This is a genomic window from Chloracidobacterium sp. (assembly GCA_016711345.1).
Lineage (GTDB): Bacteria > Acidobacteriota > Blastocatellia > Pyrinomonadales > Pyrinomonadaceae > OLB17.
This window is the reverse complement of record JADJTD010000001.1, coordinates 143,116-167,587: the sequence shown is the minus strand read 5'-3', so window position 1 is coordinate 167,587 and position 24,472 is coordinate 143,116. Positions and strand designations below refer to the sequence as shown.

At 49.7% G+C, this 24,472-nt stretch carries 23 protein-coding genes; 11 read left to right on the top strand and 12 right to left on the bottom strand.

Annotated elements, in window-relative coordinates:
* The first annotated feature begins 18 nt into the window (after positions 1 to 18).
* Positions 19 to 2,304: a hypothetical protein gene (locus IPL32_00790; protein MBK8464343.1), complete on the top strand. Its 2,286-nt coding sequence runs from the start codon at positions 19 to 21 to the stop codon at positions 2,302 to 2,304.
* Between the two features lie 41 nt (positions 2,305 to 2,345).
* Here the strand turns inward: IPL32_00790 and IPL32_00785 are convergent, their stop codons facing one another.
* From IPL32_00785 to IPL32_00740, 10 genes are all read right to left on the bottom strand, one after another.
* A complete protein-coding gene (locus tag IPL32_00785; GenBank protein ID MBK8464342.1) occupies positions 2,346 to 3,134 on the bottom strand; it encodes a nucleotidyl transferase AbiEii/AbiGii toxin family protein in 789 nt (262 codons plus the stop codon).
* Complete coding sequence (locus IPL32_00780) at positions 3,134 to 3,952, bottom strand: type IV toxin-antitoxin system AbiEi family antitoxin (GenBank protein MBK8464341.1); 819 nt, start codon at positions 3,950 to 3,952, stop codon at positions 3,134 to 3,136. Before IPL32_00780 ends, IPL32_00785 begins: the two co-directional genes overlap by 1 nt.
* 56 nt (positions 3,953 to 4,008) lie before the next feature.
* Positions 4,009 to 4,533: a hypothetical protein gene (locus tag IPL32_00775; GenBank protein MBK8464340.1), complete on the bottom strand. Its 525-nt coding sequence runs from the start codon at positions 4,531 to 4,533 to the stop codon at positions 4,009 to 4,011.
* 5 nt (positions 4,534 to 4,538) lie between these two features.
* A complete protein-coding gene (locus IPL32_00770; protein ID MBK8464339.1) occupies positions 4,539 to 6,062 on the bottom strand; it encodes a type IV secretory system conjugative DNA transfer family protein in 1,524 nt (507 codons plus the stop codon).
* A 505-nt stretch (positions 6,063 to 6,567) separates the two neighbouring features.
* Positions 6,568 to 7,296, bottom strand: coding sequence for a hypothetical protein (locus tag IPL32_00765; protein ID MBK8464338.1), 729 nt, complete (start codon positions 7,294 to 7,296; stop codon positions 6,568 to 6,570).
* Positions 7,293 to 8,381 (bottom strand): AAA family ATPase, encoded by a 1,089-nt coding sequence (locus IPL32_00760; protein ID MBK8464337.1) that lies wholly within the window; start codon positions 8,379 to 8,381, stop codon positions 7,293 to 7,295. Before IPL32_00760 ends, IPL32_00765 begins: the two co-directional genes overlap by 4 nt.
* Complete coding sequence (locus IPL32_00755; GenBank protein MBK8464336.1) at positions 8,378 to 9,712, bottom strand: hypothetical protein; 1,335 nt, start codon at positions 9,710 to 9,712, stop codon at positions 8,378 to 8,380. Before IPL32_00755 ends, IPL32_00760 begins: the two co-directional genes overlap by 4 nt.
* Before the next feature lie 12 nt (positions 9,713 to 9,724).
* Positions 9,725 to 11,002, bottom strand: coding sequence for a hypothetical protein (locus IPL32_00750; protein ID MBK8464335.1), 1,278 nt, complete (start codon positions 11,000 to 11,002; stop codon positions 9,725 to 9,727).
* A 20-nt stretch (positions 11,003 to 11,022) separates the two neighbouring features.
* On the bottom strand, positions 11,023 to 11,817 hold the full coding sequence (locus IPL32_00745; GenBank protein ID MBK8464334.1) for a hypothetical protein: 795 nt from the start codon (positions 11,815 to 11,817) through the stop codon (positions 11,023 to 11,025).
* Between the two features lie 152 nt (positions 11,818 to 11,969).
* Positions 11,970 to 12,827, bottom strand: a complete 858-nt coding sequence (locus IPL32_00740) for a transglycosylase SLT domain-containing protein (protein ID MBK8464333.1) — start codon at positions 12,825 to 12,827, stop codon at positions 11,970 to 11,972.
* 161 nt (positions 12,828 to 12,988) lie between these two features.
* On the opposite strand from IPL32_00740, the gene IPL32_00735 reads away from it, so the two are divergent.
* The 8 genes from IPL32_00735 (at position 12,989) to IPL32_00700 (ending at position 21,388) form a co-directional block, all read left to right on the top strand.
* Positions 12,989 to 13,330, top strand: a complete 342-nt coding sequence (locus IPL32_00735; protein ID MBK8464332.1) for a hypothetical protein — start codon at positions 12,989 to 12,991, stop codon at positions 13,328 to 13,330.
* A gap of 11 nt (positions 13,331 to 13,341) precedes the next feature.
* Positions 13,342 to 13,677, top strand: coding sequence for a hypothetical protein (locus IPL32_00730; protein MBK8464331.1), 336 nt, complete (start codon positions 13,342 to 13,344; stop codon positions 13,675 to 13,677).
* Between the two features lie 2 nt (positions 13,678 to 13,679).
* Entirely contained in the window at positions 13,680 to 16,541 is a 2,862-nt protein-coding gene (locus IPL32_00725) for a hypothetical protein (protein ID MBK8464330.1), read from the top strand.
* Positions 16,538 to 17,470 carry a hypothetical protein gene (locus IPL32_00720; protein MBK8464329.1) on the top strand — a complete coding sequence of 311 codons (933 nt, stop codon included), beginning with the start codon at positions 16,538 to 16,540 and terminating at the stop codon, positions 17,468 to 17,470. Before IPL32_00725 ends, IPL32_00720 begins: the two co-directional genes overlap by 4 nt.
* Positions 17,471 to 17,510: 40 nt before the next feature.
* Positions 17,511 to 19,745, top strand: coding sequence for a hypothetical protein (locus IPL32_00715; protein ID MBK8464328.1), 2,235 nt, complete (start codon positions 17,511 to 17,513; stop codon positions 19,743 to 19,745).
* Between the two features lie 93 nt (positions 19,746 to 19,838).
* Entirely contained in the window at positions 19,839 to 20,264 is a 426-nt protein-coding gene (locus tag IPL32_00710) for a heavy metal-responsive transcriptional regulator (GenBank protein ID MBK8464327.1), read from the top strand.
* 15 nt (positions 20,265 to 20,279) lie between these two features.
* Positions 20,280 to 20,891, top strand: coding sequence for a cation transporter (locus IPL32_00705; protein MBK8464326.1), 612 nt, complete (start codon positions 20,280 to 20,282; stop codon positions 20,889 to 20,891).
* 2 nt (positions 20,892 to 20,893) lie between these two features.
* Complete coding sequence (locus tag IPL32_00700) at positions 20,894 to 21,388, top strand: hypothetical protein (GenBank protein ID MBK8464325.1); 495 nt, start codon at positions 20,894 to 20,896, stop codon at positions 21,386 to 21,388.
* Here IPL32_00700 and IPL32_00695 read toward each other — a convergent pair.
* Positions 21,358 to 21,735 (bottom strand): VOC family protein, encoded by a 378-nt coding sequence (locus tag IPL32_00695; protein MBK8464324.1) that lies wholly within the window; start codon positions 21,733 to 21,735, stop codon positions 21,358 to 21,360. The two genes, IPL32_00700 and IPL32_00695, sit on opposite strands and share 31 nt — an antisense overlap.
* 7 nt (positions 21,736 to 21,742) lie before the next feature.
* Positions 21,743 to 23,041: an ankyrin repeat domain-containing protein gene (locus tag IPL32_00690; protein MBK8464323.1), complete on the bottom strand. Its 1,299-nt coding sequence runs from the start codon at positions 23,039 to 23,041 to the stop codon at positions 21,743 to 21,745.
* Positions 23,042 to 23,251: 210 nt separating this feature from the next.
* On the opposite strand from IPL32_00690, the gene IPL32_00685 reads away from it, so the two are divergent.
* A complete protein-coding gene (locus IPL32_00685; protein ID MBK8464322.1) occupies positions 23,252 to 23,560 on the top strand; it encodes a hypothetical protein in 309 nt (102 codons plus the stop codon).
* Positions 23,561 to 23,739: 179 nt separating this feature from the next.
* Positions 23,740 to 24,456 carry a hypothetical protein gene (locus IPL32_00680; GenBank protein MBK8464321.1) on the top strand — a complete coding sequence of 239 codons (717 nt, stop codon included), beginning with the start codon at positions 23,740 to 23,742 and terminating at the stop codon, positions 24,454 to 24,456.
* Positions 24,457 to 24,472: the final 16 nt, after the last annotated feature.

Below are 24,472 nucleotides of genomic sequence, written 5' to 3'. Positions count from 1 at the left end.
AACGGGGAGGGGCGAGTTATGAAACATGATCTGAGCAATAAGGTAATTGCTCGCTTGAATGAAGCGGAGTCTACGCTTCCAAACAGGAGTCTCGATCTCGGGAATATTAGCACTCCAGAACTGGGGCTTCTTTCACCCAATCGGAACGAAATTGCACCACGCGGTAGCGGTCGCGAAGCCGCACTTTTCGCTTACTCCGAACGGCTGCGAAACAGCTACAAACAAAATGATGGCGGACTGAGGGATGGTATGGTTTTGCTTGGCGATGCCTTCCGGAACGGACAGCCGATTTCGATCACGTGTTTCTGTCGGGCAGGGCAGGCGTGTCACGCAGATGTTGTTAAGCTCGCGATTGAGAAAGTTGCGAAGGCAATTGAGGTCAAAGAGCTGAATCGAGCCTCACGTCATACGCTTACCCAAGATTCAAACTTTCATCCGTCGAATCCACGTACCGAAAGGGCAATCAACGAGATCCTTTCGGTTAGCCGAGCAGACCTTGAGCTTTCAAAACTTGACGACACAGATGGCCGCAACAGGAGCGAGCACGCTTCGTACTTGAACAGCAGATCACAGTTTCTCCGTGACACATACGAGCGTGGAGGAACCGTTCAGAATTGCGTTCTGATAATTCCGAAGGAGTCGCACGATCTAAAATCACCGCTCCAACTCGCAACTCTTAACTACGGAGTAATCCGACTTGAACCATTGGTCGGGTCAGACAAAGCTCGCGAAGTCGCACCACAGATCCTTGACTATGGAAAAGCCATCGCCGGCAGCAATGCAGATCGAGAGACCGAGGCAAAGGTCTTTCGTTGGATCTATGACGCGCTGGACGGAAAACGAGAGTTTTTGGACCGGGATCGCGATCAGTCGAAAGCAGAATCGACGACAGAGCGATTCGATCGGACTCTGGCAGAAATCGCAATTGTTGCGGGTGAGATGGAGAAGCTCGAACCGACTGACCGTTCGATCCAGTATGAGCCGCTTCTCGAGCCCGATCTCCACGATACGGAACATCAATTTCGAGGATCGGTCGAAGAACCTAGTGAAACCTTCGAGCATCTTGCAACGGAACGAGATTCTGAACACGTTAATAGTACTCTCGGGTTTGAGCGCATCGAACTTGAGAGTACACATCTAAACTTGCTCGCTTCCGAAATTTCCGTGGAAGAGATGAAGCACTGGGCTGAGGTCAAATTTCCGGCACTGGACGATGCCCTGGAAAATGGCATTTCGCCCTCCATAATTCTAAAACTTTTTAGGGCAAAAGCTGATAAGCCGATCGTGAATGATGTGAAAGGAAAGGAGCTAAATTACGAGGACCTTCGATTAGCATCCGCATATCTTGAGTACCAGCTAAATCAACCTGAAACGAGACTTCGACATTTCAACGGACGGTATCGAGACTACGCACAGATGTTAGATCGCTGTCAGTCGCGTGAGGAAGTTATCGAAGCGTCATCAAGGATACGAATTGAAAATGCCTCTGTGGGGCTTCAAAAGCTACAGAATGCGCAGAATCGAGATACTAAGAACCTTCCGGCTCTGACGCAGAAAGAAATGCAAATGTTGTTTACCGAGCAGTCGCCCCGGCACTACGCCTCCGAAATGATCGTCGCGAAACTTAACTACGCCGGTGACCGCGAGACAACAAAAGCAAAAACTGAGGCTTTGAAAAGAGGCGAGATCGCACGCAGCCCAGAGGCCCAACAATTAATCGAAAGTCTGGAATCTCGAATGGAAAGAAAGTACCTGAACGATTCCTTATCAGCAACAAAGCATTTTCTACAGAGTCTCAAGACCCCGAATGAGGAACTCCGCTTCAAAAACAACTTCGACCACAGTGAACTTTACAGCAAACTGCCGCCTGCGGAGAGGGATTTCGTTTATCAAGTAGCTACCGAGCAGAAGGAAAGGCTAGAAGCAACGGCCAAACTGACCACCCAGGAATCGAAAGGTCCCTTCATCGACGGAACCAACCAATCCACGCCCGATCTCCAACCAGGCAAGCTTCAAGCAGCGCTGAAAACCGAGCTACTCGAATTGTCACTTGCAAATGCCGATCCGAAGTTTGTTGAGGAACGAACCCGGGTAATTTTAACGGATCATTTGAGTTCGGTTGGAGCAAGAAGTGCGAATAACGACGCGAGACAATTGCTGACTTTCGAACTCAGCGGCATCGTTAATCAATTTAATGACAAGGAGCTATCCAAAGATCGTCTTCCATTCTCCACGCAGTCGATGTCCGCAGACGTTCTAAGTCGGGATGACCATTTTCGAACTACGTCCGAGCGTATTCGGTAGCTTAAGTACGCCTCGATTTACCTGATCGGCAAACCAGAAGCCTAGAGCTTTTCAATAAGTTCATCCTTTATGAAATTAAATGCCTCATTAGCATCATACTGTTCCGTTGGTCTCAACAACGCCCGTGTGTCGCCTAGGAACTCGTTGTCCTCCATCTTGGTTTCGAGGTTCCGGAGAAACTGTTTTCTGGTTGGCGGATTGTCTACGGAAAAAGCGATATACTTCCGATAAACTTCAATGATCTGTTGAGAATCTGGCCGTTGCTCTTGATACGCCTTATAAAGATCGTAGAGGTCGCGCCCTTTGCGACGCTGATACAGAGCCCTAAGCTTCGTTCCGAGAAGCTCTTCGATCCTATACGTGACAATATCGGTACTTCCGCTAAACCAGTCCGATTCCGTTGCAAAGGGAAACTCCTGCAATCCCATCACGTTAAAATGCTCGCGGCAGTTTATTTCGACTTTTAGTTTCAACGGTTGGACCGGTGGTATTTCCGATTCGTATCGAAAACGGAGAGTATTATTGTCTTTCTTCTGAGCAACAGATGCCGTACCGACGAATTCAAGCCTACTTTGAAGGCGAGCAAGCGTTTCTTTAATTGGTTCAGGTTTGATCTGAACGAGATCGATATCTTCGGAATACCGAGGTTGCGGGGTCAAGTAGAGTTTATGAAGAGCGGTGCCGCCGCGAAACGCTAGTCGTTCGCGTAGGAAATCATCCGAAAAGATTTCCACAATGGCGCGTGTGATCACAAGGTCCTGCTCGACCTGTTCATTTGTCTGCCATGGGACGAAATTGGCCCATTGGGTGATATATGCGGTAGGAATCACTATTCGGTATCTATCGTTTCATTTACAACTACATTCCATCTCGTTTCAACCGGAAATCCACGTTTCCTTTTTGTTGTACTTAATGGCACAGGAAAGAACTTTTCGGCATTTAATGCCGCGGCTTTATACAGCCCGTCGGCGAGGGATTCTGAATCTGTTGCTGTTTCGAGCAGGTAACCGAGCCGCTGAATTACGGCAGTTGGAACGAACTGAATAAACTCGTTGTTTAGTTTCTCGATACGGATCGCTTCGGTCAGCTCTGAGAGCACTTCAACTACTCGGTTCAAACCGCCGACTCTTTTATGGTGCTGTACCAAGTCGGCTGCTGTAAGTTCTGGCGAGGAAATCTTAACAACTCCAGTATCGGTCTTTCGGTCTTCGAGAAGGTCATCTGGGATCTCTTTTCTTGTTATGTAGTTTACCTTTATCCCCTTCTTCACGGTCGGCCTCATGGGCGGAAAACTCGTAAAAACAAAGAACTCTTGAGGCACCTGGTGTGCCGCGCCGTAAAATGCAGCAGCGTTTAAAAGGCCAACGTAATATGAACGCTCCAAGAAACGCATTAGTCCGTCAATAAATAGTGCCGGAGGAAGAATCCCGCGTGAAGAGTATTGAGGCGTGACAATAACGTAATAGCCCTTGTGGGCGGAAATTATGGTGCCCTTTCGTGATAATCGGTTCAGAGAACGTTTGATCGCGGTTTCAGAATACTGCGGCAGCTCACTCTCAACTCGATCCAGAGAGAAAGCGCTCCGGCCGAAAGCAATTTCCTTATCTACCCATTCTTCGACTCTAAGTTGCGAACTTTGTGATCTCATGAAAGTAATCCTTTGCACAAAGTACCACTTTTCGGTACTTTTCGCAAAGAAATACTTTACTTCGAATTCGAGTACACCGCTTTGTGATCTACCTGCTCAACCATTCCTCTAAGAGCCAGATCCTGTTCGATCGGTAACAACCGGGGTAGTTTGCCGACATCTTCTACAGTGAGAGCGGCTCCTTTCCATGTTCTTTTTTTCATAGGCGTTCCTACTAAAAATAATGTTGATGCCTCCTCACGCTCTTTGCCGATTGGGATGGCCCAGAGAGTGAACCGATTTTGGTCAATTCTTGAGTAAAGATAGAAGTAGTTTCTGTGGATCATTGAATGTCCGTCCGAAACGTAATTTCGATCCTTCTTTTCCCAGACGACGCCTTCGAGATCTTTCAGCGTTGCGGGGAACGAACCGCGTTTTTGGTGGAACTTCACCAGATCTCTGTTCATCGATGCGGTTGCGTCAACGGGGATTTCTGAGCTTCGCTTTCGTTCCTGCGACCAAAGGGAGTAGACATAGACGCCGATCAAAATTGTGAGGGCCAGCGGGGCTAGGATGAGCGAGATCTTGAGTCTATTTAACATGCGTTTTAGATCGATGCGTGTTCAATCACCAAAGAACCTCCATTGCCTTCGGCAGAAAAGTATCCCACCTCGACAGGAAGGTTGTTGAGAGCGTTGTAAACTGGATCCTTTTTCACCGATTCGCCGTCTAATTGATGTTCCAGCGAGTCAAGTGCTGGCTCTTCTACAGATAGAAAAGCCAGTTCTGAAAGACGTTCATTCGAACAGATTCGATCGACCTCAGATGAGATAACTTCTTTGAGAGCTGCCTTGTCATGTTCGGCAGCCTGGTTAGCATGTCCCGAGTCTGTAAACGAGAATTGAGGATCAATATCTCCAAGGTGGATTTCGCGGGGTGTGCCTTTGGTCGCGGTGGAATAAGTGTTTTTATGAACCGCAAAAGGCGGGTATGCAGCGCGGATCGGCGGGGCGGTGTCGCTGATAATCAACACTTCGGAATGAGCTGCTGTTTGTCGAATCTCATTCGGCAGCATGAGTGCACGTTTTTGCTCCGCGTATCTGGTGTTGTCCTGTTTCTTTCCCGGAAAGTCCTGAAATGTTTTTGAGAAGATCGTCGTTTCGCCCAGCTGCTTTGAGGCGTACTCGGCAGTCACATCGTCAAGGCCAGGCAGAAAGATCTTGGTCATTATGGTGCCGAGTATCGCATTCGCCTGCTCACGACCGTATTGGTCGTACATTTGAGGTAAGTCCTGATATCCGAGACCAAGTCCAACACCGCGTCCTCGACCGATACCCGATATTCTTTTGACTTCCGATACATTCAACTGGTAAGCCTCGTCTATGAGAACGAAGCACGGATGCTCTGGTTCATTTACACCATCGAGCCTCATTTCCATAACGGCCTGTCCGATGAAGGTAGCGATAAACTCTTTATAGACGTCGGCGGCCCCTTCCGAGACGACAAGGTAAATTGCGGTACCGGGTTTGCGAAGGTCGGCGAAGTTTATCGAGTGGCAACCAAGTGCCGCTTCGTCTTTGGTTGGCGGCATCATCACCATCCGAGCAGGTGCAAGCGTGAACGGTCGAAGCTTGTTGTACAAACCTATCAAAATGGATCCGCGAGTCTGAACCGGTGCCTGGCGAAAAGCCAAATACGCTTGTTTCGCGTAGAGGCTTGGCGAATTCATCATCGCATCGTTGAAAGCCTGATCGCCGTCACCGCTCAGGAAGAGTAGAAAGTCGGCCGCGAACGCTGGGATAGCTTTCTCACGGTAAACTTCCGCGATGTGAAGCAAAATTGCCGTCAAAGCTATCTGTTCGGCATCACCCCAGAAAGGGTCGGCATTCGTCCGGCGTCGGCCTTCTATACCGAGCATCATCCCGGCAATCTGACACGCAAACGCAGGATCGTTTCTGCATTTTGGAATGAAGTTCCACCGATCGCTTTTTGTCGGATCGTTGAGGTCCAAACGATAGATTGTTTCGGCCGAACGGGCAGTCTGGGCGAAAAGCTCGCCCTTTGGATCGTAAACCAGACATGATGACTTGTTAGGATCGCCCGGATCATGGACATGAAAAAAGTCTTTGATTTACCGGAACCGGTCGGGCCGAACATAACAAAGTGGCGAAGCCACTGACTTGCGGGAAGAAATACATCGCGACCCCAAAACGCTTTTGCGAGAGGAAGCGCATTTGCAGGTAGTGGCAATCCTCTGATCCGATTCATCAGACCGCAGCGAATCAGATCGGATGCCTTCGCCCACCGCGCTGAGCCATGGGCAGTACTCATACGCCGAACGCGGTACGCCCACATTAGTGAATAGGAATCTACAAGCGAACCCGCAAGACAGATCAGAGCCATCGCCCAAAAGACCAAAGTTATCAGACCATAAACGTCTAAAAGATATCCCGCAAACAAGCAGACTATTGAACCGAGTAATCCCAAAGCAATGAAGAAAACACACATGCCAATGTCAGCCGACCACTGCCAAAACGCTTGATACGATGGCAGATACTGCTCATTTGCCTTCCTTGGAATTCCGTAGGAAGCGTCGAATTTCTCAATCCATTCACGCGAAAACATAGCTTGATCGGTTACCGTGTGTTACGAAGATAGTCACTCTGTTCTTTCAGCGAACCATATGTTGCCGAAGTGATGGACGATACATCACCTCGCCAATGCCGTATCCTCCAGCCTGACGCACTCAATTGTTCAACAGTGGAAAGAGCTGCCGGAAAGGGTTTATCGCGGCTCGCTTCAAAATATAGAACGGTGTTGGGTTCGCTTAGAGGGAGCGGAAATCTAAAAAGTAATTGTGATCCTAGATCGGATTTTGGTACGGCCAGTACTTCAAATGAAAAGGGTTCGCGTCGATATACGATATGAAACGTGCTTCGCTCGGAAGTAATAGTTGCTGAATTTGATTGAATCCCGGGCGGCAGTAGTCGGGCGGCATTAAGATGGCGAATTATCAGATCGACATTCTCTGGGAGTCTTCCGTTTTGAGTATTCAGCGACAACACCGACAACGAGATCGCCATTCCCAAAGCCGACGTTTCTCTGAGTCTTACCGCATTATCATACTCGAGGCCGGAGAACGGGTCTTCGGTCTGCGGTCCGGTCGGCGAAGACTCTTTTTCAAATTCAAGCCCACGAGTTTCAACAAATCGAACCTGGGCCGTTTCGCTCTGCGGCATCAATATTCTGACAAATCCGTAGATGCCGACCACGCAAACGACTACCAGTAGGCCAGAGTATTGAGTGCGAACCACCGACTGTTTGATCGTCGAAAAAAGCCCCAATTTGGATTCTGTTCTGTTCATAGCGAATTGTCGGCGAGCTGCGGCCACCTAATCTTCCAACTGGCATCGCGCGAGCCAAGCCACGAATCGATGTCCGGGTGGAAGGCGTGCGTCATCGCCAAGAGATAGTCGAGTTGAAGAGTCAGCAGTTCTCTGGACGCGCCGGTCTTTACGAAATAGCAAAAATATCGGACCAAGTTTTTCGAATTCAGAGACTCAACCGAGTCGCGTTCGAGAGCTGCAACGATGTCGATCGACTCACGGACACTCGGATGATCTTCCATTCCGGCGATTCCGCGAACGGCGTCTATTAGCTTGGTTGTAAGTGCTAAGTGGTTTGAAGTCGCGCGTTTATTTCTTGTCGATAAGATCTCAAGTTCCTTTTCCAGCGAAGGACTCGCAAACCGGCTGTAAACGTGTCTCGAAATGAACGGCGAACTGAGTTTGTGGCGCAGATCATTTGAGGTCGTGATCACGATCGGTCTCGAATTCCAGTCGGGAACGCCGATTGTTCCGCCTTCGTATCGTGGAATGTAGATCAGTCCACGTTCGAGCGGCATAAGAAGTGAATCTTCAATGCTGGCCCCAAACTTATCGCTTTCATCAAGGATCAACACCGGCGGTGGTTTCATTGGAGTGCTCGACGCCGCGCTTGCCGCCAAGTCGTATGCCATTCCTACTTCACCAAGAATCAGAAATCGGCGCTGCCACTTAGAGCGTCGGGCATTGTCGAGAAACTCGGCCTGCTCTTCAAGTGGCAGTTGTTTTGCGAGTGCCAGGTGTTCTCTCATCCACACGGCTTGCTCTTCATTATCCCAGTCATAGAGGATCTCTTCCTGTTTTAGCCCATCGCGTCCGGCAACAACGCACATCGAAAGATTGCAGGCGGCGGCTAACGCTTCGGGAAATGCAGTCTTCCCGCTGCCGCGCGTACCGGAAATAAGCCATGCCCGTCCAGACTTAAGACTTTCACAGAAGTCTTCGAAGACTTGCTCGTCGGGCACGTATCCGTGTCCAGCCATCAGTTGGAAAAGCTCACCGGGCTTTCCGTCTGAGACAAGTTCGCGAGGGTTGATCTGTGGACGGGATGCGTCAAACGGAATCATTCCTTTTTTGCTCCCGTTTCTGCGTTGGCAATTGAAGTGTTCGGTTCGGGTAGTTGCGTTACAAGTACGTATCCGGTGGTTCCGGCTAAGACCTCTAGGAACGTGTCCTCGGGTTCGTTTCCAAACAGTGACTGACTCGTGTCCTCAGACAGTTTTTCGGATCCTCTCCGCAGGGGCTCAGATATTACTACTGTTCCCCCTGACCGGAAAGAACCGACCGATCCCAATATCGAGCCGGCAGTATCTTTTATGCCTCGAAAGAATCGAGTCCACTTTCCGGTGAGTCTTTTCCTGTTTCCGGGAATCCCTGAGGCACCGTCAGTTCCCAATAGTTCGCCGGTGAACTTCACCAGTTCACCAGAAACCGGATCGATCAGGCCGATAATATTGACGAACGCTCTTACGGATTCACCGCCCCGTAGATTGCCGATTAGAGTCGTGCCTGCCGGATAGGAGTAACCTTTTCCTACAACCGGTTGCGTCAATTCCATACGTACGACCCCACCGGAATTTCTAAGCGTGTAGATCGCTCCAATAAGGCGGACCGTAAGCAGTGAGCCAAACGGCAGTGAGCCACTTACTTTTGGCTTTGGTGTGTCCGAGGTTGTCGCTGAAGTCGCTGCACTATTATTGCGAAATTGCTCATCTCTGACCTTTGTGACTCCAAAGAACAGCGAGCGTCCTAAGGGTTCGGTTGACGATACAGATTTTGACAGGGAAGTGTTGCTACCCTGTGGAGAATTCTTCTTTGTCTCCAGGTTGGTGGGCTGATCCTCTCGTTTGAGAGCGTCCCTTGGGGAGACATCAGTGCCAACATTCAAGGAAGGCTCGGTTCTCGTTCGCGATGCTGACATCGAAGAGATATCGTTTGACCCGGTGTCAATAGTAGCGGGTTTGTCGACTGATATCGGTTCATCGGATTGCCCAACCACAGAGTCCTTGCTTGGTATTGGCTCTTTTGACGCTACCATTGTGAGGGCAGCCTTAAGTTTCTCATCCTCGGTCATTGGAGCCGGAGACGAGTCCTTTTGGCTCGTTCGATTGACGGCCTGGGGATTCGGCGTAGCGAACCAACCCATACCGAAGAACCAGGTGATCGCTGTACCCATCAGTAACAAGAATACCGTGAACGCGGCAACGGTTTTTAGTACCTTCGCGGTTCGGGAAGTTTTTCGTTCCGATCCGGTTTCAAGATCCAATTCATCATCATCAACTTCATTCTTCGAAAGTTCATTCTGATCATCCAGCAACATTTTCTCGCGTTCTTCATCTGCCTCGATGTCCGGTAAGGCGGTCGGAATATCGGAATTTGTAGTTAACGTAGTTTGCATTGCGTGTCTCCTTTATTTCGATCCGTTAAGAGTTGCTGAGATCGGAGCGTCGATAGCTTCAGTTTGAGCAACGGCGACTCGAATCTTTTGATTAACCCCAAGGAGCGGAGATTTGTAGACAAGAGCATAGAACGTAGTAGAGCCTGGTTGGACAAGGCCCTCAAACGCGGTTGTTTCCAAATAGCGGAGATCGAGTTTGGTGGTAAGAAGGCTGTTGCCGTCCTTGTCGAGGGTCTGGATCTGAAGTTCAGGGGAACCTCGAACGAGCCTTAGATTTGTTGATGCAGAATTGCGAATCGCAATAACAACAAGACGGTTTTCGGAATCAAGATCGGTGACGCGGGTCAGTGATAGTTCCAAACCGTGAAGAGGTGAAGACCACGCGGAGAGGTGCTTCTTTTGATCTCGAAGAACGTCAGCCAACCGCTTGTTTGCAGCCTTCGATATCTCAGCATCGGTCATTGCTCGCTTCGAACCCGCCCGCTTTGATTCGGGTATTTCGGCGAAAACAGCGTTTGAGATTGAGTTCAACTCCGACATTGGAGCATCAGAAATCTTCTCTTCGGCGGGCCGTGCTGAACCAACCAGTTTGGATAGTGCCCGTGAGTTGATCGGAGGAGAATTCCTGGTGTCACCGCCAAGGTCAAACGCGAGTCCTGCAACCTTCCGCGCCGACACAACTGCTTCGCGGTCATATGAGATAACGCATCTGTGAGCATTCTTCTTAAGGTCGCTGACCGGTACCAGTTCGAGAATCAAAACCAGGCCGGATCGCATCTGCAGGCTGATCGCGGCAGAGGTCGCCCCATCTTTTGAAGGGACGAATCCTTCTCCCGGATAAATGGTTATCGATCGGTCGGTTTCTTTTGTCGGAGACTGAAACACTGACGCAAGCTTGGGGTTTCCCTCATGGATATAATAGATTCCGTCCGAAGCGGGAAATTCGACAATAGCAACTGCGTTTTGGGCCAGTCCCAGACGCACAACAGTAGGCTGCTTCGGGTTGACCGTTACATTTGCTTCTCCCGACAGGAAATCAGGGAGCGGAGCATTAACTACCGCAACGGGCTGTATTTCTTTGGAGACCGCTGAAATGTTTACGACCTTTTCATTTGAGGTCTGATTGGTCTCGTTCGAGACCGGACGAACGACATTCTTTACCTTAGGTTTGTGAACAGGCTTCCGGCTCTGCGGATACGCATTGACAACAAATGCCGACAGAACGACGAGAGAGATTCCTAATATCCTCGTACTGTATTTTCCCAGATTTGAAATGCTTAAAGTTTTCATGATTCAGATGATGTTCCTTGCTACTTACCGCCAGTTGTTTCACTGCCGGGTTGAATTGCTGATGATGTTTCCTCCGCATCGCCGATGAGCGATAAAGGCGAGATGGTCTTGCCGTTTACGGGTTCGACGCGAAACCGAAGAATGGTGAAGCCGGTTCTCAGGTTATTGTCGTTTCGGATCGGAGTTGTAGGGCTGTCCTTCAGCAGAAATTTACATTTGAGCTGAACGGACTCTTCGACATCCTGGCCTGCGGCTTTGCGCCTTATCTTGCGCGTGCCGATCGCTCGCAGAATGTATGGGTCGCTTTCATCTACGGACAAGTCCTGTAGTTCCCATGACGAATTCACGCTTTCAGTCTTCTCGGCAGCGAGAACGCCGTTCTGCTTTAGTCGATTGGCCATCGCCATCGAAAGATCAGGGTCGAGCATTCGGAGCAGTTTGTTTACTTGCGCCTCGCGCGTCGTTTGTTCGACTTCGTAAAGAGCGGTTAGAAATTCCTTGACCAGATACTTCTTGTCAGTTGATGTAGGAACGTCCGGCATGATGCTGACGGTTTCGGTTGAACCATAATCACGGTTGTTTAGTTCGACAACTCGTCCGCTCGATTTATCGACCACAATCCGGTCTGCCTTTCTAAAGATCAGGAACATGTTTACGCAGCCGCTCAGAACGAGGGCAAACAGCAACACGCCGAGGATCTTCAATAGCGATGCGATCGTAACGATGTCATCCGGGTCGCGAGTAAGGTAAGTTGGTGACCCGTTCACCATGTTCCCTGTATCAGGCGGTTCGATTTTTGTTTCATTTGCTTTCATAAGATTTCGGTCTCGAAAGGGCTAATGGCAAACGCAGTGCCAGACGCGAAATAGCCACTCTCGGGTCAATAGTCGGCTTCTAACTCCACATCGGCAGAAAAATTTGCCGAACGGTGCGAAAGTCGTCCGTAGTTGACTCGAAAATTCGCCGACTATCGTTCGTGAGTCGATAAAACAATTTCTCCGGCGAAAGTTGAGCGGGCTCGCCGCGCTGAATTTGTTGGAATGTTTTGTCCGACAATAACGGGGCCGAAACTGAGTTGAGCCTCGTCTGAAGTTTTCCGAGAGATCAGGCTCCGTCTACCGGTTCGCGGATCGTAAAAAACCAAAATTGCTTTGCTTTCCTGAACCTCCGTTGCCTTGATCTCCCTTTCACTCCTGGGATATTTCTCGGCGGCAAATGGAATCGGAGCCGTGCCGAATCTGCCTTGCTGCTTAAGCCAGCGATACACCTGCACGCCTTGCGAAACATAGCCCAGAGTTTCCTTGTACGGCGGGACACCGTTGACCGTCCTCCGTTGCGAGGCATTGATTATTCGTCCGTTCGACTTTAGATTTCGTCCATAAAGATACGCAGAGACGGTGCCTTCGCCGGCGTTATAGGCGGCTAAAACAGACTCAAGTTTCCAATCAAATAGGCGTCCCAAATACTTCACATACTTCGCCGCCGCATATAGCGATGAGGTCGGCTCGTACGGGTTCGTGAGCCCAAACCGGGCAGCAGTCGCGGGCATGAACTGCATCAGTCCCTGAGCGTTTTTTGGACTGGTCAGCCATGGCCGGAACCGCGTTTCGTTATAGGCAATAGTCCATAGGATGAGCGGGTCGACGCCTTCGCTTTTTGCGACCTTTTCTATCGTCGCCTCGAACAATCTGGCACGTGAAAGTACATCCATTCTTCCGAGTGAAGTTCGAGAAACCAGTTGTTTTTCCTGCGCTGTAGCAGCTAAAGGGAAACCAGCAAAAAGTAGCAAGAACAATGTGATCGGGTGTGTGATTCGTTTTTTCATATCACCCGCCCTTCGCAACCGATGTGCCACCGATGTGCAGCCGATGGGCCGCCGATGCCGATCATCGAACGGCACGAACCTTGCAGAGCGAGTGAAAGTATTGACGCATCTGGACCCTTTTTCCGGGTTCGTCAACGAAAACTTATAAAGCGAGGACGACTATGAAAAAACTACTGACACTTATCAAAAGCCATGTACCTGCACTGGCGCCGCTCGGATTAATGTTGCTTTTCACGCAACTGACTTCTGCACAAGGCCCGATCTTCACCGGAGATGCAAGTAACCTCTCCAACATCATTCGTGAAGCCCTTAAGCTCATGGCGATCATTCTCTTCTGTCTAGGAGCGGTCGGCGTGGCTTGGTCGATCTATAACAAGATGACCGGAAAGGAATGGGGCAACCAGGCGTTCGGTTCGCTCCTGTCGTTTGCGTTCGGAACGATCGTCGCGGTGTTCTGGCAGCTTGCACAAGGACGTGCGGTCGGAGTTGATACGAACTTCTAGGAGGAAGCCATATGAGAAGACGTGCAACACGACCTAATGTTTTCCGTGGTCTGAAGCGGTTCGGGGTCTACTCTACCGACTGGAAGTTTATCCTGATCCCCACTGCGATCGCCTACATCGTTCCTTTTGTTTTCGGGCTTTGGGTGGGCTACGTTCCGCTGGGATTCCCCATGGGACTGCTAGTTTTTCTGATTCTTTTGGGAATCTTTAACTATCTGCGTTTGAGTAAGCCTTCCTACTGGCTTTCTCAGAAGTTTGACGCCGAGATAGACCGATGGACTGAGTATCGACCGCCGCTCCGAGGCGAACTCGAACCGACAAGTTGGAAGACATCGAACAGGAAATAAGCATGGACACAGCAAACCTAACATTCGCGCAAATCGCAATCTCTCTTTTCGGAGGACTTCTTTCCGTCGGTCTTGGATTGGTAGCCGGATTTCGTTTCATCCCGGCAGTGAGATCGCTATCGAGCCGTACGCCCTTGGACCGCGGGTCACGAACTCAACTCATCGAGAATGCAGAAGCAGGTCGGATACTTCCGACCGAGATCGCGGGCCTAGACGGGAACACTATCCGTTACCGAGATGGCAGCTATGGAAAGGCCTATATTTTCGAACCGTCGAACAGTCTTTACATCGACGGTTACGTGACTGAACAACGGATCGACGAGCTAAAAACGATACTGAAATTCGAGAAGCCGAAGAACACGATCATTCAGTTTCGGTTCCTAAATTCGCTCGACACGGGTGATGTGCTTCGGTCACACCTCTCATCCAGAGACACCGCATCATCCGATCCAGTCGCCGGTGTGCTTCAGGCCACCAATCTTGCCCTTCACGAGGAAGCGATCAGATCCGGCGAAGTTATGCGACAAACCGCAACGGTCTGGATACGAGTTCCGGTACGCGATCCAGGGGATAAGGGAATGATGTCTTTGCTCTTGCCTTCTCTTTCAAAGGACATAAGGGATCACGGATTTGCACGACTATTCCGCTTTCCCCTCAAAAGCATAAGAAATCGCGAAAGTGAATTGATGGTGCAGAGAGAGGTGCAAAATGAAGCCGCCTGCAAACTAAAAGCTTCACGAGTATTTCAATCATTCGAAGCTAATTTTCCGCGCAGCTTGCAGCTTCGGGAGATGAACCGAACAGAGATATTTGAATCACTCTTTATCAGCCATCGCCGGGAGCACGGTCCTTTCCCCAACCTGGCAAGCTCAGATTGCGTCGATCTGCGGCGCTATCTTTGCAGTACAGAAATTGAGACAAAACGCGAGCAGTACATCCGTCACAATGGTACTCCTGCGAGTCTTGTCAGTCTCAAGACCCTTCCAAATGGCTTTGTGACCGCAGATATCATGCGCTATCTGACTGCTACGAGAGCTCTAGGATTTCCGCACGAGATCGTCGTTGATTTGATGACAACTGAAAAACAGGCTGCAAAAAAAGACCTGCAGAAGCGAATCGATCGTATCGACGGCAGCCGCAACACCTGGCTTGGGTTCCGTAATCTCAAAAAGGACGCGGTTGTTATCAAGTCAGACCTTGAGGGCCTGCTCGAACAGGTCGAAGGGGACAATGAAGAGATCTGCGATCTCAGACTGAACGTTATTGTCTTTGCGGGCCGCTCAAAAGGGCTCAAGGAAACGCGTCGGCAACTTGAGATTCTTGACGACCGATGTGATGCCGTAGTCTCAGCGATCCGCAAGAAGATCGGGGCGGACGCAATTAGAGAAGACGCAGTGCGGCAACGCGCGATCTATCCGCGAATGCTTGCCGGCGAACTTTCCTGGAAGCCAACAGGTCAGGAACTTACGGAAACGGCCGACTCGGTAATCTCATTTGTCCCAACCGAAACTAGCTGGCGTGGAAGCGGGCGGCCGCACAGCATCTTTATAACTCCGAACGGCCAGATGTTCGGTCTGGATCTCTACGATCGGGCACTCATCAAATCTCCGACGGTCATCGTCACCGCAGCGTCCGGCGAAGGCAAATCATTTCTAGCTTCGATGCTGATAACAGATATCCGGGCGCATCGTGGAAATGTAAAGGTCCGCGTGATGGACTACAGGCATTCGTTCAAGCCTATCTGTAAACTTTTTGGCGGCCGTCACATCGAGTTCAACGAGGCCGAGCCTAAACCGATCAATATCTGGAACTATCCGGGAATCGAGGAAGGAAACCGACCCACGAAGCGCCAGCTTTCAATGGTGCTCGCGGACATTCTCATTCTTAGCAAAACGGCAAGGACAGATGCGATCACGAGTGCTATTGCCGCCACCGTTATCGATGAGGTTTATAAGATGTCGCTGGCCCGCAACGGAGACGGCAGACCAAAATTCCAGCCAACGCTTGGACATTTTCTGGATGTTCTTAAGACCTATCACTGGGAGCCTGCACAGCAGGGCCAGGCGAGCGAGCTTTACTTGAAACTCAATGTTCATCGCAAAGACCCTTGGCTAAACTCGCCAACTCATCCTGACTACGACGTTCCGTCTTTGTTCGACGTATTCGAGCTCTCAGGTATCAGCGGACTCGACGAAAAGATCCGCGAGAGCGTCGGCTTCAGGATAAGCGCCCAGATAATGCAGGAGATCGGCGAAGAAGACGAGCGGAGGCAGAAGACGCCCATCTTATTTCTCTGTGACGAAATGCGCGAGATCAACAAGCATTTCCCCGCGATTCAGGAACTCATTGCTGAGGCATCAGTAACCGGACGTAAAGAAGGTCTTGTTACCGTCCTATTTTCGCAGGCCTATGAGCATTTTACTGGAACAACAGAGCGGCCCAACGAGATCGGAATAGACCTTGTAAAAAACTCCGGCGTGAAGATGATCGGCAAACAGATCGGAGGTTTTGACCGTCTGGCATCCGATTGCGAACTTGCGCCTGAGACAGTTGCAGCCATCCGTGCGATCAGAAACCAATACGGAAGATACACCCAGTGGATTTTCGTCGTCGGCAGCGGCGCGGACAAGATCGTCCAAATGGCTGAAATACGGCTATCCCCCGCAATGCTTTGGGCTAATACGAATGACACGAACGAAGCGAATGCGAGGCGTCTTGTCGAGAATATTCGGCCGGATCTGCCGCCCGAGATCGTCGTGTCGTGGCTGGCCTCCAAGTATCCAAGCGGATTGTCCGCCGTTGGACTCACAGAAATATCTTCTTTTGACCTGAATGAATTGAACGTTTTGGAGGTAGCAGCATGATCGGAAGTAACGAAACATTAAGACAGATCATTCTGGGAGCAGTTCTTTCTTCGATCTTCATCGGGATCGATGTTCGCCCCGCCCGGGCACAGTGGACTGTATTCGATCCGTCACAGTACATTCTCCAGGTTGAGAAGAGAGTCGAAGAGGCGGCCCGGTGGCTTGAGACCATCAACCACTACATCGAGACCTATGAGCAAGCGGTCAAACAGTACGAAAAGATGGTTGAAAGCGTGACGAATTTGCGCGGTATTCTCGGCAAGGTAGAAGAGCAAGTTATGCGGCACAAGCAGCTGATAACCACCTACGCAACTATCGGACGTCTCATACGCGGGACCTTCGAACTTAAAAAACGAATCGAGGCGACCATCACCAGCCAAATTCACTCCGTCGTCAACATTGCTCGACGTTTGAAGAACGGCATCTTTGACATGGATGCGAACAAGCGTGACCTCGACGACTTTCTCCGTCATTCGATCGGCCGGAGTGCCGATGCTCACCTGAAGAATCTCGAACGACTTGCGAAACTCGACTCCGAACTAGAGCGGATGCTCTTTGATCGGGAAAACATTCTTCTGGATCTTGCAAAGCTCTACGAGGAACGGGAAAAGATCGCTGATGAAACGCGAGCGATCGAAGCGAATCCTGCCGCCAATCGAGACGGTGTTCAATCGCTGATCGATCAAATGCTCGCGATCAATCTGCGCATTTCAACCGTCGAGGGTCAGCTCCGCGAACTTGAAGCGAAGATCCAGGCAAAATTTATTGCCTACGGTCTCAAGATAGAACAGATGACAGAGTTCGGAAAAGAAATACGACGAAGCACTGAAATGATGACCGGGATCACACGAGCGTCAGATGAGTTTCTTCGCGAACTCGAACGATACGAAGTATGGAATGACGACGTTTACGACAGCCCACTTCCTTAAGGAAATCCTGACCGGATAAGACAAAGAACCAAGTAAAACCATGAGAAAAGCGAATCCATTTCGGCACGCTCTTGCGACAGCTCTATTTATTCTTGCCTACATCGTCTCGCCATTACTCCTCGCCTCGAAAGCGGCCGGGCAAACCCGGCCGCGCCCTCCTCGTGTCGAAGGGCAGACTCCAGTAGGAACGATGAACGGTCAACCTGTAACGGCAAATGACCTGATAATGACGATCAACTCGGATTCTCCGTTTATGCCGCCGCTGGATGGAAGTCCGGCGCCGATACTTGGGCAGTTTGAAACTAGATATCCGGCAAACCCGGTCGCAAGTCCTTCTCCCGGTCCGGTCCTTCCGCCTAAACCGCCTGCTCCGAGTTTCAGCGAACAGATCAAGAATCTCATGCGGACAGGGCAGGAATGGCTGTTTCAATCGGTACTCAATGCAATCGTTAAGCCGCTCATGCCGATCCTTATGTTTCTAGCGTGGATCATAGCGAGTTTTGTTTTGATCTTCGCTTTTATTCGCAGGTTCCATGACAACCGAGGCCTTGGACCCGAGCAACTCGTTGCCTGGGCAATCCGTTCGATCATCTTCATGGTGTTGATCGGAGCGAGCCCGTTCATCATCGACGGTATTACGATTACCGGCAAGTTCTTTGCGCGACCGATCCGGGCTTACAACCGTTCACTAGTTACAGAATTCGACGACAAGATGAAGAAGTATGTGAAAGCAAACTTTGCCGTTGAAGATCCCAACGAACTGCTTGCCGAACGCCTTCCGAACGGTGAGCCGGGACTTGTCGGCATCATCATGGATAAGGAATCATCCGTGAAAGACATTACAGGTGAACTCAACATCCTCGGATGGGATATGCCCCGAATGTTTACCTTTATGGTGATCGGGCAGAACATCATCAAGTTCGGCGGGTTGTTCTTAGCAATTGCCGGCCTATTTATCCTGATAGGTCTTAAACTGGCTGCACCGGTCATGGCTGCGTTCGGCTTTGACGAGAAATTTGCGGCGCAGATCTTCTATCCATTTTGTTGGGGCGTTGCGACATTTGCTTTGGCATTTCCGATCGTGAAAGAAGTAACGCTCTATGTTTGCTACGGCCTCGGTGTTCTTGCACTTTCTATCTACAACGGCGAAGCAACATTCTCTCTTGATCCGGTAACCGCGAAGATCATAACTAATGGGGCCTATGATCCCGCTTCAAGTGCTCTTATCGTTACAGCTCTTTTCTTTGTTTCAAGTCTCTGCTTCATTTTGGTTCCGTGGCTCAGCTACCGGGTTCTTCGTGGCCAGGTTTACGAAGGCGTATCACAGATCTCAATGGGCTGGATGCTTTCGAGTATCGGAACCGCGCTAGAAACCTATGGACTAGTAGCAGGTGCCGCCATCAATCGACAGGCCGAGAACACTCAGATTCAAGGCATTTACAATGCGGAGCAGACGGCCGCAAGAAAATCCCTGGAAGCCGCAAACCAATCAACGGACGCTCGTTTGGTCTCGTCCGTTGCCGGAGTCGAAGGCGGCCTTACCACCAGTCTTGGTCAGATCCGGGCAAATCAGGTAACGCAGACATTACTTGCCGAGGCGAGCAAGAACTACGGGTTGAGCAGTAGTGCAGCGGCAACTAAGCGAGAGATCGCAGGAACCTTAGCCGAGGCTCAAGGAACCAAAGAAGCTCGAACCATCGATGGAATGAAGGAAGTCGAACTGCGCGGTCAGGGCAACCTTGAGCGGTTTGGAATGAAGACTTACGAATTCACGCCGGGCGGATCCTCGATCGCCGGAACTTCCGTTCCGATTCGCACCGGGCAGGAACTCTTCGACTGGTCGAGAAATAAGCATCCTATTCAAGAAGTAAACAAGCAGATGGACTCTACCACTCGCACTAACATCGCACTTCAAAACAACAACACCGGCATTGTCGCGGATACGAAAGTAGAGGCAAGTAATGTCTATCAGGGTGAGATCAATCAGGCTCTCGAAACTCAGGCTTCACAAAGTAAGCAGGCTTTCAATACCGGCAGTTCGATCGCCTCTTCGAGCACAAGGCAAGGTGCCGGAATCCAACTCTCAGGAATCCGTAGTTCGGCCGACATGGAGAAAGTATCAAACCAATTAAACTTTGAAGGCCGCACTGAGGCTGCGTCGATAAATCAGACCGCAGCGATGGAAGCTGCCAGACTCAGGATGGTGTCATCCGTCGTGACTGGGTTCTTCAGAGACATGGATAGGCGTCTAGAAGAAATGAAGCCGAAGTATTAGTGCTTCGATAATAGAGCAAGTTCGAAAACCTCCGGTAGGCTTTGAAGTTTCTCGCTTGACACTGGTGTTGGGTCGAGGGTGTAAGATTGATTTGTGGTTGAGAATGGAGCGTTACAGATCGGAGAGATTGCGGCGTTGGCAGATGTCAGCGTTGATACTGTTCGTTATTACGAGAAGTTGAAATTGCTTCCGACGGCGGCGCGGACGAATAGCGGTTATCGGGTATTTTCTGTCGAGACTGCGGAACGGATCAGGTTTATCAAACAAGCGCAGGACATGGGATTTACGCTTGAAGAAATAAAACAGCTTTTTGTTTCTGGCGGCGGTGAGAATCAATGTAAAAATGTGCGTGACCTTATCCAAGTTAAATTGACCGAACTCGAAGATAGAATGCGGCAGATGAAGAGCTTCAAGGGCTTTCTAAATCGACATCTTGTTGCATGTGAAAACGAATTGACCGCACACGGTAAAGCGGCATCGTGTCCGGTTCTCACGACAATTGAAATATCGAGGAAGTAAGCGAGGTGTTTTTGTATGGAAAAATCTAATGTTTTCGTCGGTGGTGCAATGTTTGCGGCCTTTGTATCAAGCCTGTGTTGCGTGTTGCCGTTGATCGCAGTGGTATTCGGATTCGGTGCATTTGGCACAGCGGCGATCTTTGAATCAGTGCGCTATCCAATGATCGGTGTGGCAGTCGCGGCCTTGGCTTACGGCTTTTATCGAGTCTATTTTCAACGAGAGGAATGTGCCGAGGGCGAGGCGTGCGCGACTAAACCTGTCAGCCGTATCAGCAAGATATTTCTTTGGATCGGAGCTATCGTTATCGTCGCGTTTGCTTTCTCGCCGTCATACTTGGGTTACATCGCAGCGGCCATTACAAGCCCAACCACGCCAGAGGTGGAATCTGCTCCGATTGTCGTTCCAGAAGAATCGGCAACTAAGAAAACTGTTGTACTGCAAATTCGGGGTATGACGTGCGATGCATGTGAGACGCACATCGAAGTTCCGCTTCGAAAGCTAAAAGGAGTGATCTCGGCAGATGCAAACTACAAAAATCACAACGTAACGGTTGTTTACGATTCGGCGCAAGTGACGGTCGAGAAGATCAAACAAGCAATTTTGGCCACTGGCTACGAATTAATATAGATATGGATTGTTGTAGTACTGGTGCGGTAAAGGCGAACGAATTGCCGCTGACGGCGTGTCAAATTTGCGGCGAGGCTGGGCGAATTGTTGCCAAGCAAACAGTCGTTCACCAAGTGATAAGCGAAAAGCTGTTGTTTGTCGGCGATGCGGAGTATAGATTTTGCGGATCGGCTGACTGCGATGTTGTTTATTATTCTGTGGACGGAAATGTGTTCAACACAGACGATCTTCGCGAGTTGGTTACGACGAAAACAAAGGGCGATAACCGTCCACTTTGCTACTGTTTCGGATTTACCGAGGGAAATGTCCGACGGGAAATAGTATTAAAAGGCGAAACAACTATTCCGGCTCAAGTCACTCAATTCATCAAAGAAAAGCTCTGTGCATGTGAGATTCGCAATCCTTCCGGCTCATGCTGTCTTGGCGAAATTAAACGAACAGCACAGCGCGTAGAGGAACTTTATCGTCACGCGGGTTCTGAAAAAGCGATCAAATAGCCGTTTGGGTCTTGAACCGCAAATTCTTTCATGCCATAGTCCATCGTTTCGGGTCCCCAAGCGAATTCAACCTTGTCACGAAATTCTAATGCGAGAGCGTCTACTCCGTTTGTGAAAATATAGAAGGTACCGCTGCAAATTGGACTAACGGGTGTTCCGTGCGGCGGTTCGGAATAAAACTGAAAGGTGATCTGTCCACGCGAAACCTCGGCCCACGTCGAAGTCGTTTCCGCTCCGTCACAGCCTGTTACCGAAAAGCCGAGCCTTCGATAGAATGCCAGAGTTTCGGCCATGTCTCGGATGAGGAGAGACGGTACGAATCGCTCAAGTGTTGTTGTCGCTTCCATAAATAACTCACTGAATAAAGATCAACAAAACTCCACATGGATCCCAGACGTGGCAGATCTTTGTATCGCCGATCGTTTCGGGTTCGTCGTAACGAGCGTTTGAGTAATTGCCTTCGTCGATTACTTTCTTTGCGTGTTCGTGCCACGCATCAACGTCGTCAACATCGAATTTCATCATGAAATTTTCCGCCCAGTCTTTGACGTAGTAATTCTGCAAACGAAAAACTGCCCCGCCAAGACGACAATCCATCGTTCCGCCCCATCCTTCTGATAGTTCGAAGCCAAGAGCGGCGTAGAAACGCGTTGAGACGTCAAAATCTTCGGTCGGGACATAAACAACAAGCTCATTTATAGTCAGGAGTTTACTCTTGGCTTCGAATTCAACATCTTGGGGTTCCAGTTCTTCCGTACCGAGATCATCCAGAAATGTTTTCGTTTTCTCATCGAGCGTAGAGATGTCGGTTCCGGCTTCCAATAGAAGCTTTACGCACGTTCTTTGGTGATGAATATTATTCTTTTCATTTTTCATCAAAGGTTGTAGTGCCCAAACAAGCGGCGTGCATTTGTAGGTCTTATCAAGTTGGTTAACGTCCACTCCAGCACGGATCAATTCGTCAACTAACATGTCTCGTCCGCAATATGCAGCCCAATGCAAAGCAGTCGCCCCGTCTCTTTTATCAGACAGATCGACCCTAGCACCGTTTTGAATGTAAAAAATGCCAAGATTCTCAGCATGAAGACTGGCAGCCGCCATTAACGGGGTATCCGCATTTGCCGTTGACGAGTCGCCGTCGATCCTTGCTCCGTGTTCGAGAAGTATTTTCGCGACCTCGACGGCTTCATCGTCCGTAATCAATTTTGCAAAGACAGCATCACAGATTCGATGCAAAGGATGAGCCTTCGTCGAACATGGCGGATCAAGCGAGACACCGGCATTCGCTAAACTCGGCTCTTGCGAAAGCAGACGCCTGATGCCTTCGTAATCTCGTTCTTGAACGAGCATTCTTATATCTTTTTCCATCAGTTTGTGTAGATTATAAGACAATTCGCGAAGGTTCGAAACGTCGTACGCGACCTTGTTCATCTCGAAAATGTCGAGTTCGACCGCTACGCATTCGGCGATTCGAAAAGTGGAGTATTCCCCGTCTTCGGCTCCAATTAATTTTACGAACCATTGGTTAAGACTGTCGCGTTCCTTTCCGCTGATCAGTCTTACTATGTTTTCAAAGGAAACTTGAAACTTTGACTTGTCTGGTACAGATCCGATTGCGCTTTCCCAGCCTCTTTCAAGGCTTTTTGTATCCATTGACTTCAAGACCGTAGTGAAACTGTTTGGCAATTCGGTTTCTCGCAATTGAAAGCGACGTTTTATAGCCTGTCAAAGAATCTCGGTCGGCTTTTGGCAGAAGGAATGCTGGGTCGTGAACATCCTTGGAACGCGAGTTAATGTCTCCGTGCGTGACGCTTATCCATCGTCTTTAGGTTGCGGTGAAAGGGTGACATGTGTCAATGAAAAATGTCGCTATGCACCACATTCGGCATTCAAGAAGATGCCATCACAACAACAAAGAAGCGGTGGGAAAGAAGCGGAAAAGTATGGCAACCGGTTACCAACGAGTATCAAGAAGAACTCCGTGCCGAGTTTGCGGAAAACCGGACTGGTGTAGCACAACCAGGGACTACAATATTGCATTCTGTGCCCGTACCGCGACAAACGCCGACAGAGTTAGCAGCAAAGGTTGGGGGATCTTTTATTGTGATAGTCGAAGAACATACCGAACCGGTTCCAATCTCCCGACAAAAAAACTTTCCCGCTCAAATTTAACTTCAGTAGCCTCCGTCGAATCCAGACATAAGATCTATCAGAGACTAATAGACCTTTCACCACTGCCTGAAAACATCAACAGACTTTACAGTAACGAATGCCTAACCAATCAACGTCAGGAATTTGGACGCTTCGGATTGCTTTCAAGATCAGTTATCGAGAGACACTGTCTGGTTCGATTGCTTATCGAGTCACTTGTAAAAGAAAAAGGAACCATTACAACTTTCAAAGGTGTTCCAGGATTCTGGCAGGGATCGAACGGACGGCTACGACTGGGGAGTGATTTCGACTACGACGCCGATCTTCTTCTAATTCCATTCTTAGATTCGAATCGATTGATTCAGGCTTGCCAACTCAAAGTTATCGCGAATGCAAAGAGTGCGTCCGGAAAGTATCAATGGCTGTCGTCGATCGGAAAGCGTGGCGGATGTAGTTCTGGCACCCCACTTCATTACGAGGGCTCTATAGGTTTTGGAGGAAAAACGGCTAGGACAGTACTTGTTACCGAGGGTGTGCTTAAAGCCGCCGCGACCCAACACTTCCTTCCAAATCGATACGTCGTCGCTAATGGTGGAGTGGCAACGTCGCATCAGGAGATTGTTAGAGTCGCACGGCAAAAGATTCTGGAAATCGCGTTCGATGCAGACAGCTTCACAAATCCACATGTAGCGAGAGCATTGGCTTCATTACTCGCTCTTCGGATTCGGGAACAGCAGTTCTTGTCCTGCGACAAACCTACAAAAATTCTCGCGTGGGATAGACGATTCAAAGGTATCGACGATGCCCTGATCGCGGGAGTCTCTCTTAAGTATCTGGAAGTCTCCGATTGGCTTGGATCGCTGACGCCTGAATGTTTCGACGAGGCTCGCCATCAACTCGCTGGAATCGTGCCATAGGAAATTAGCGGCTGAC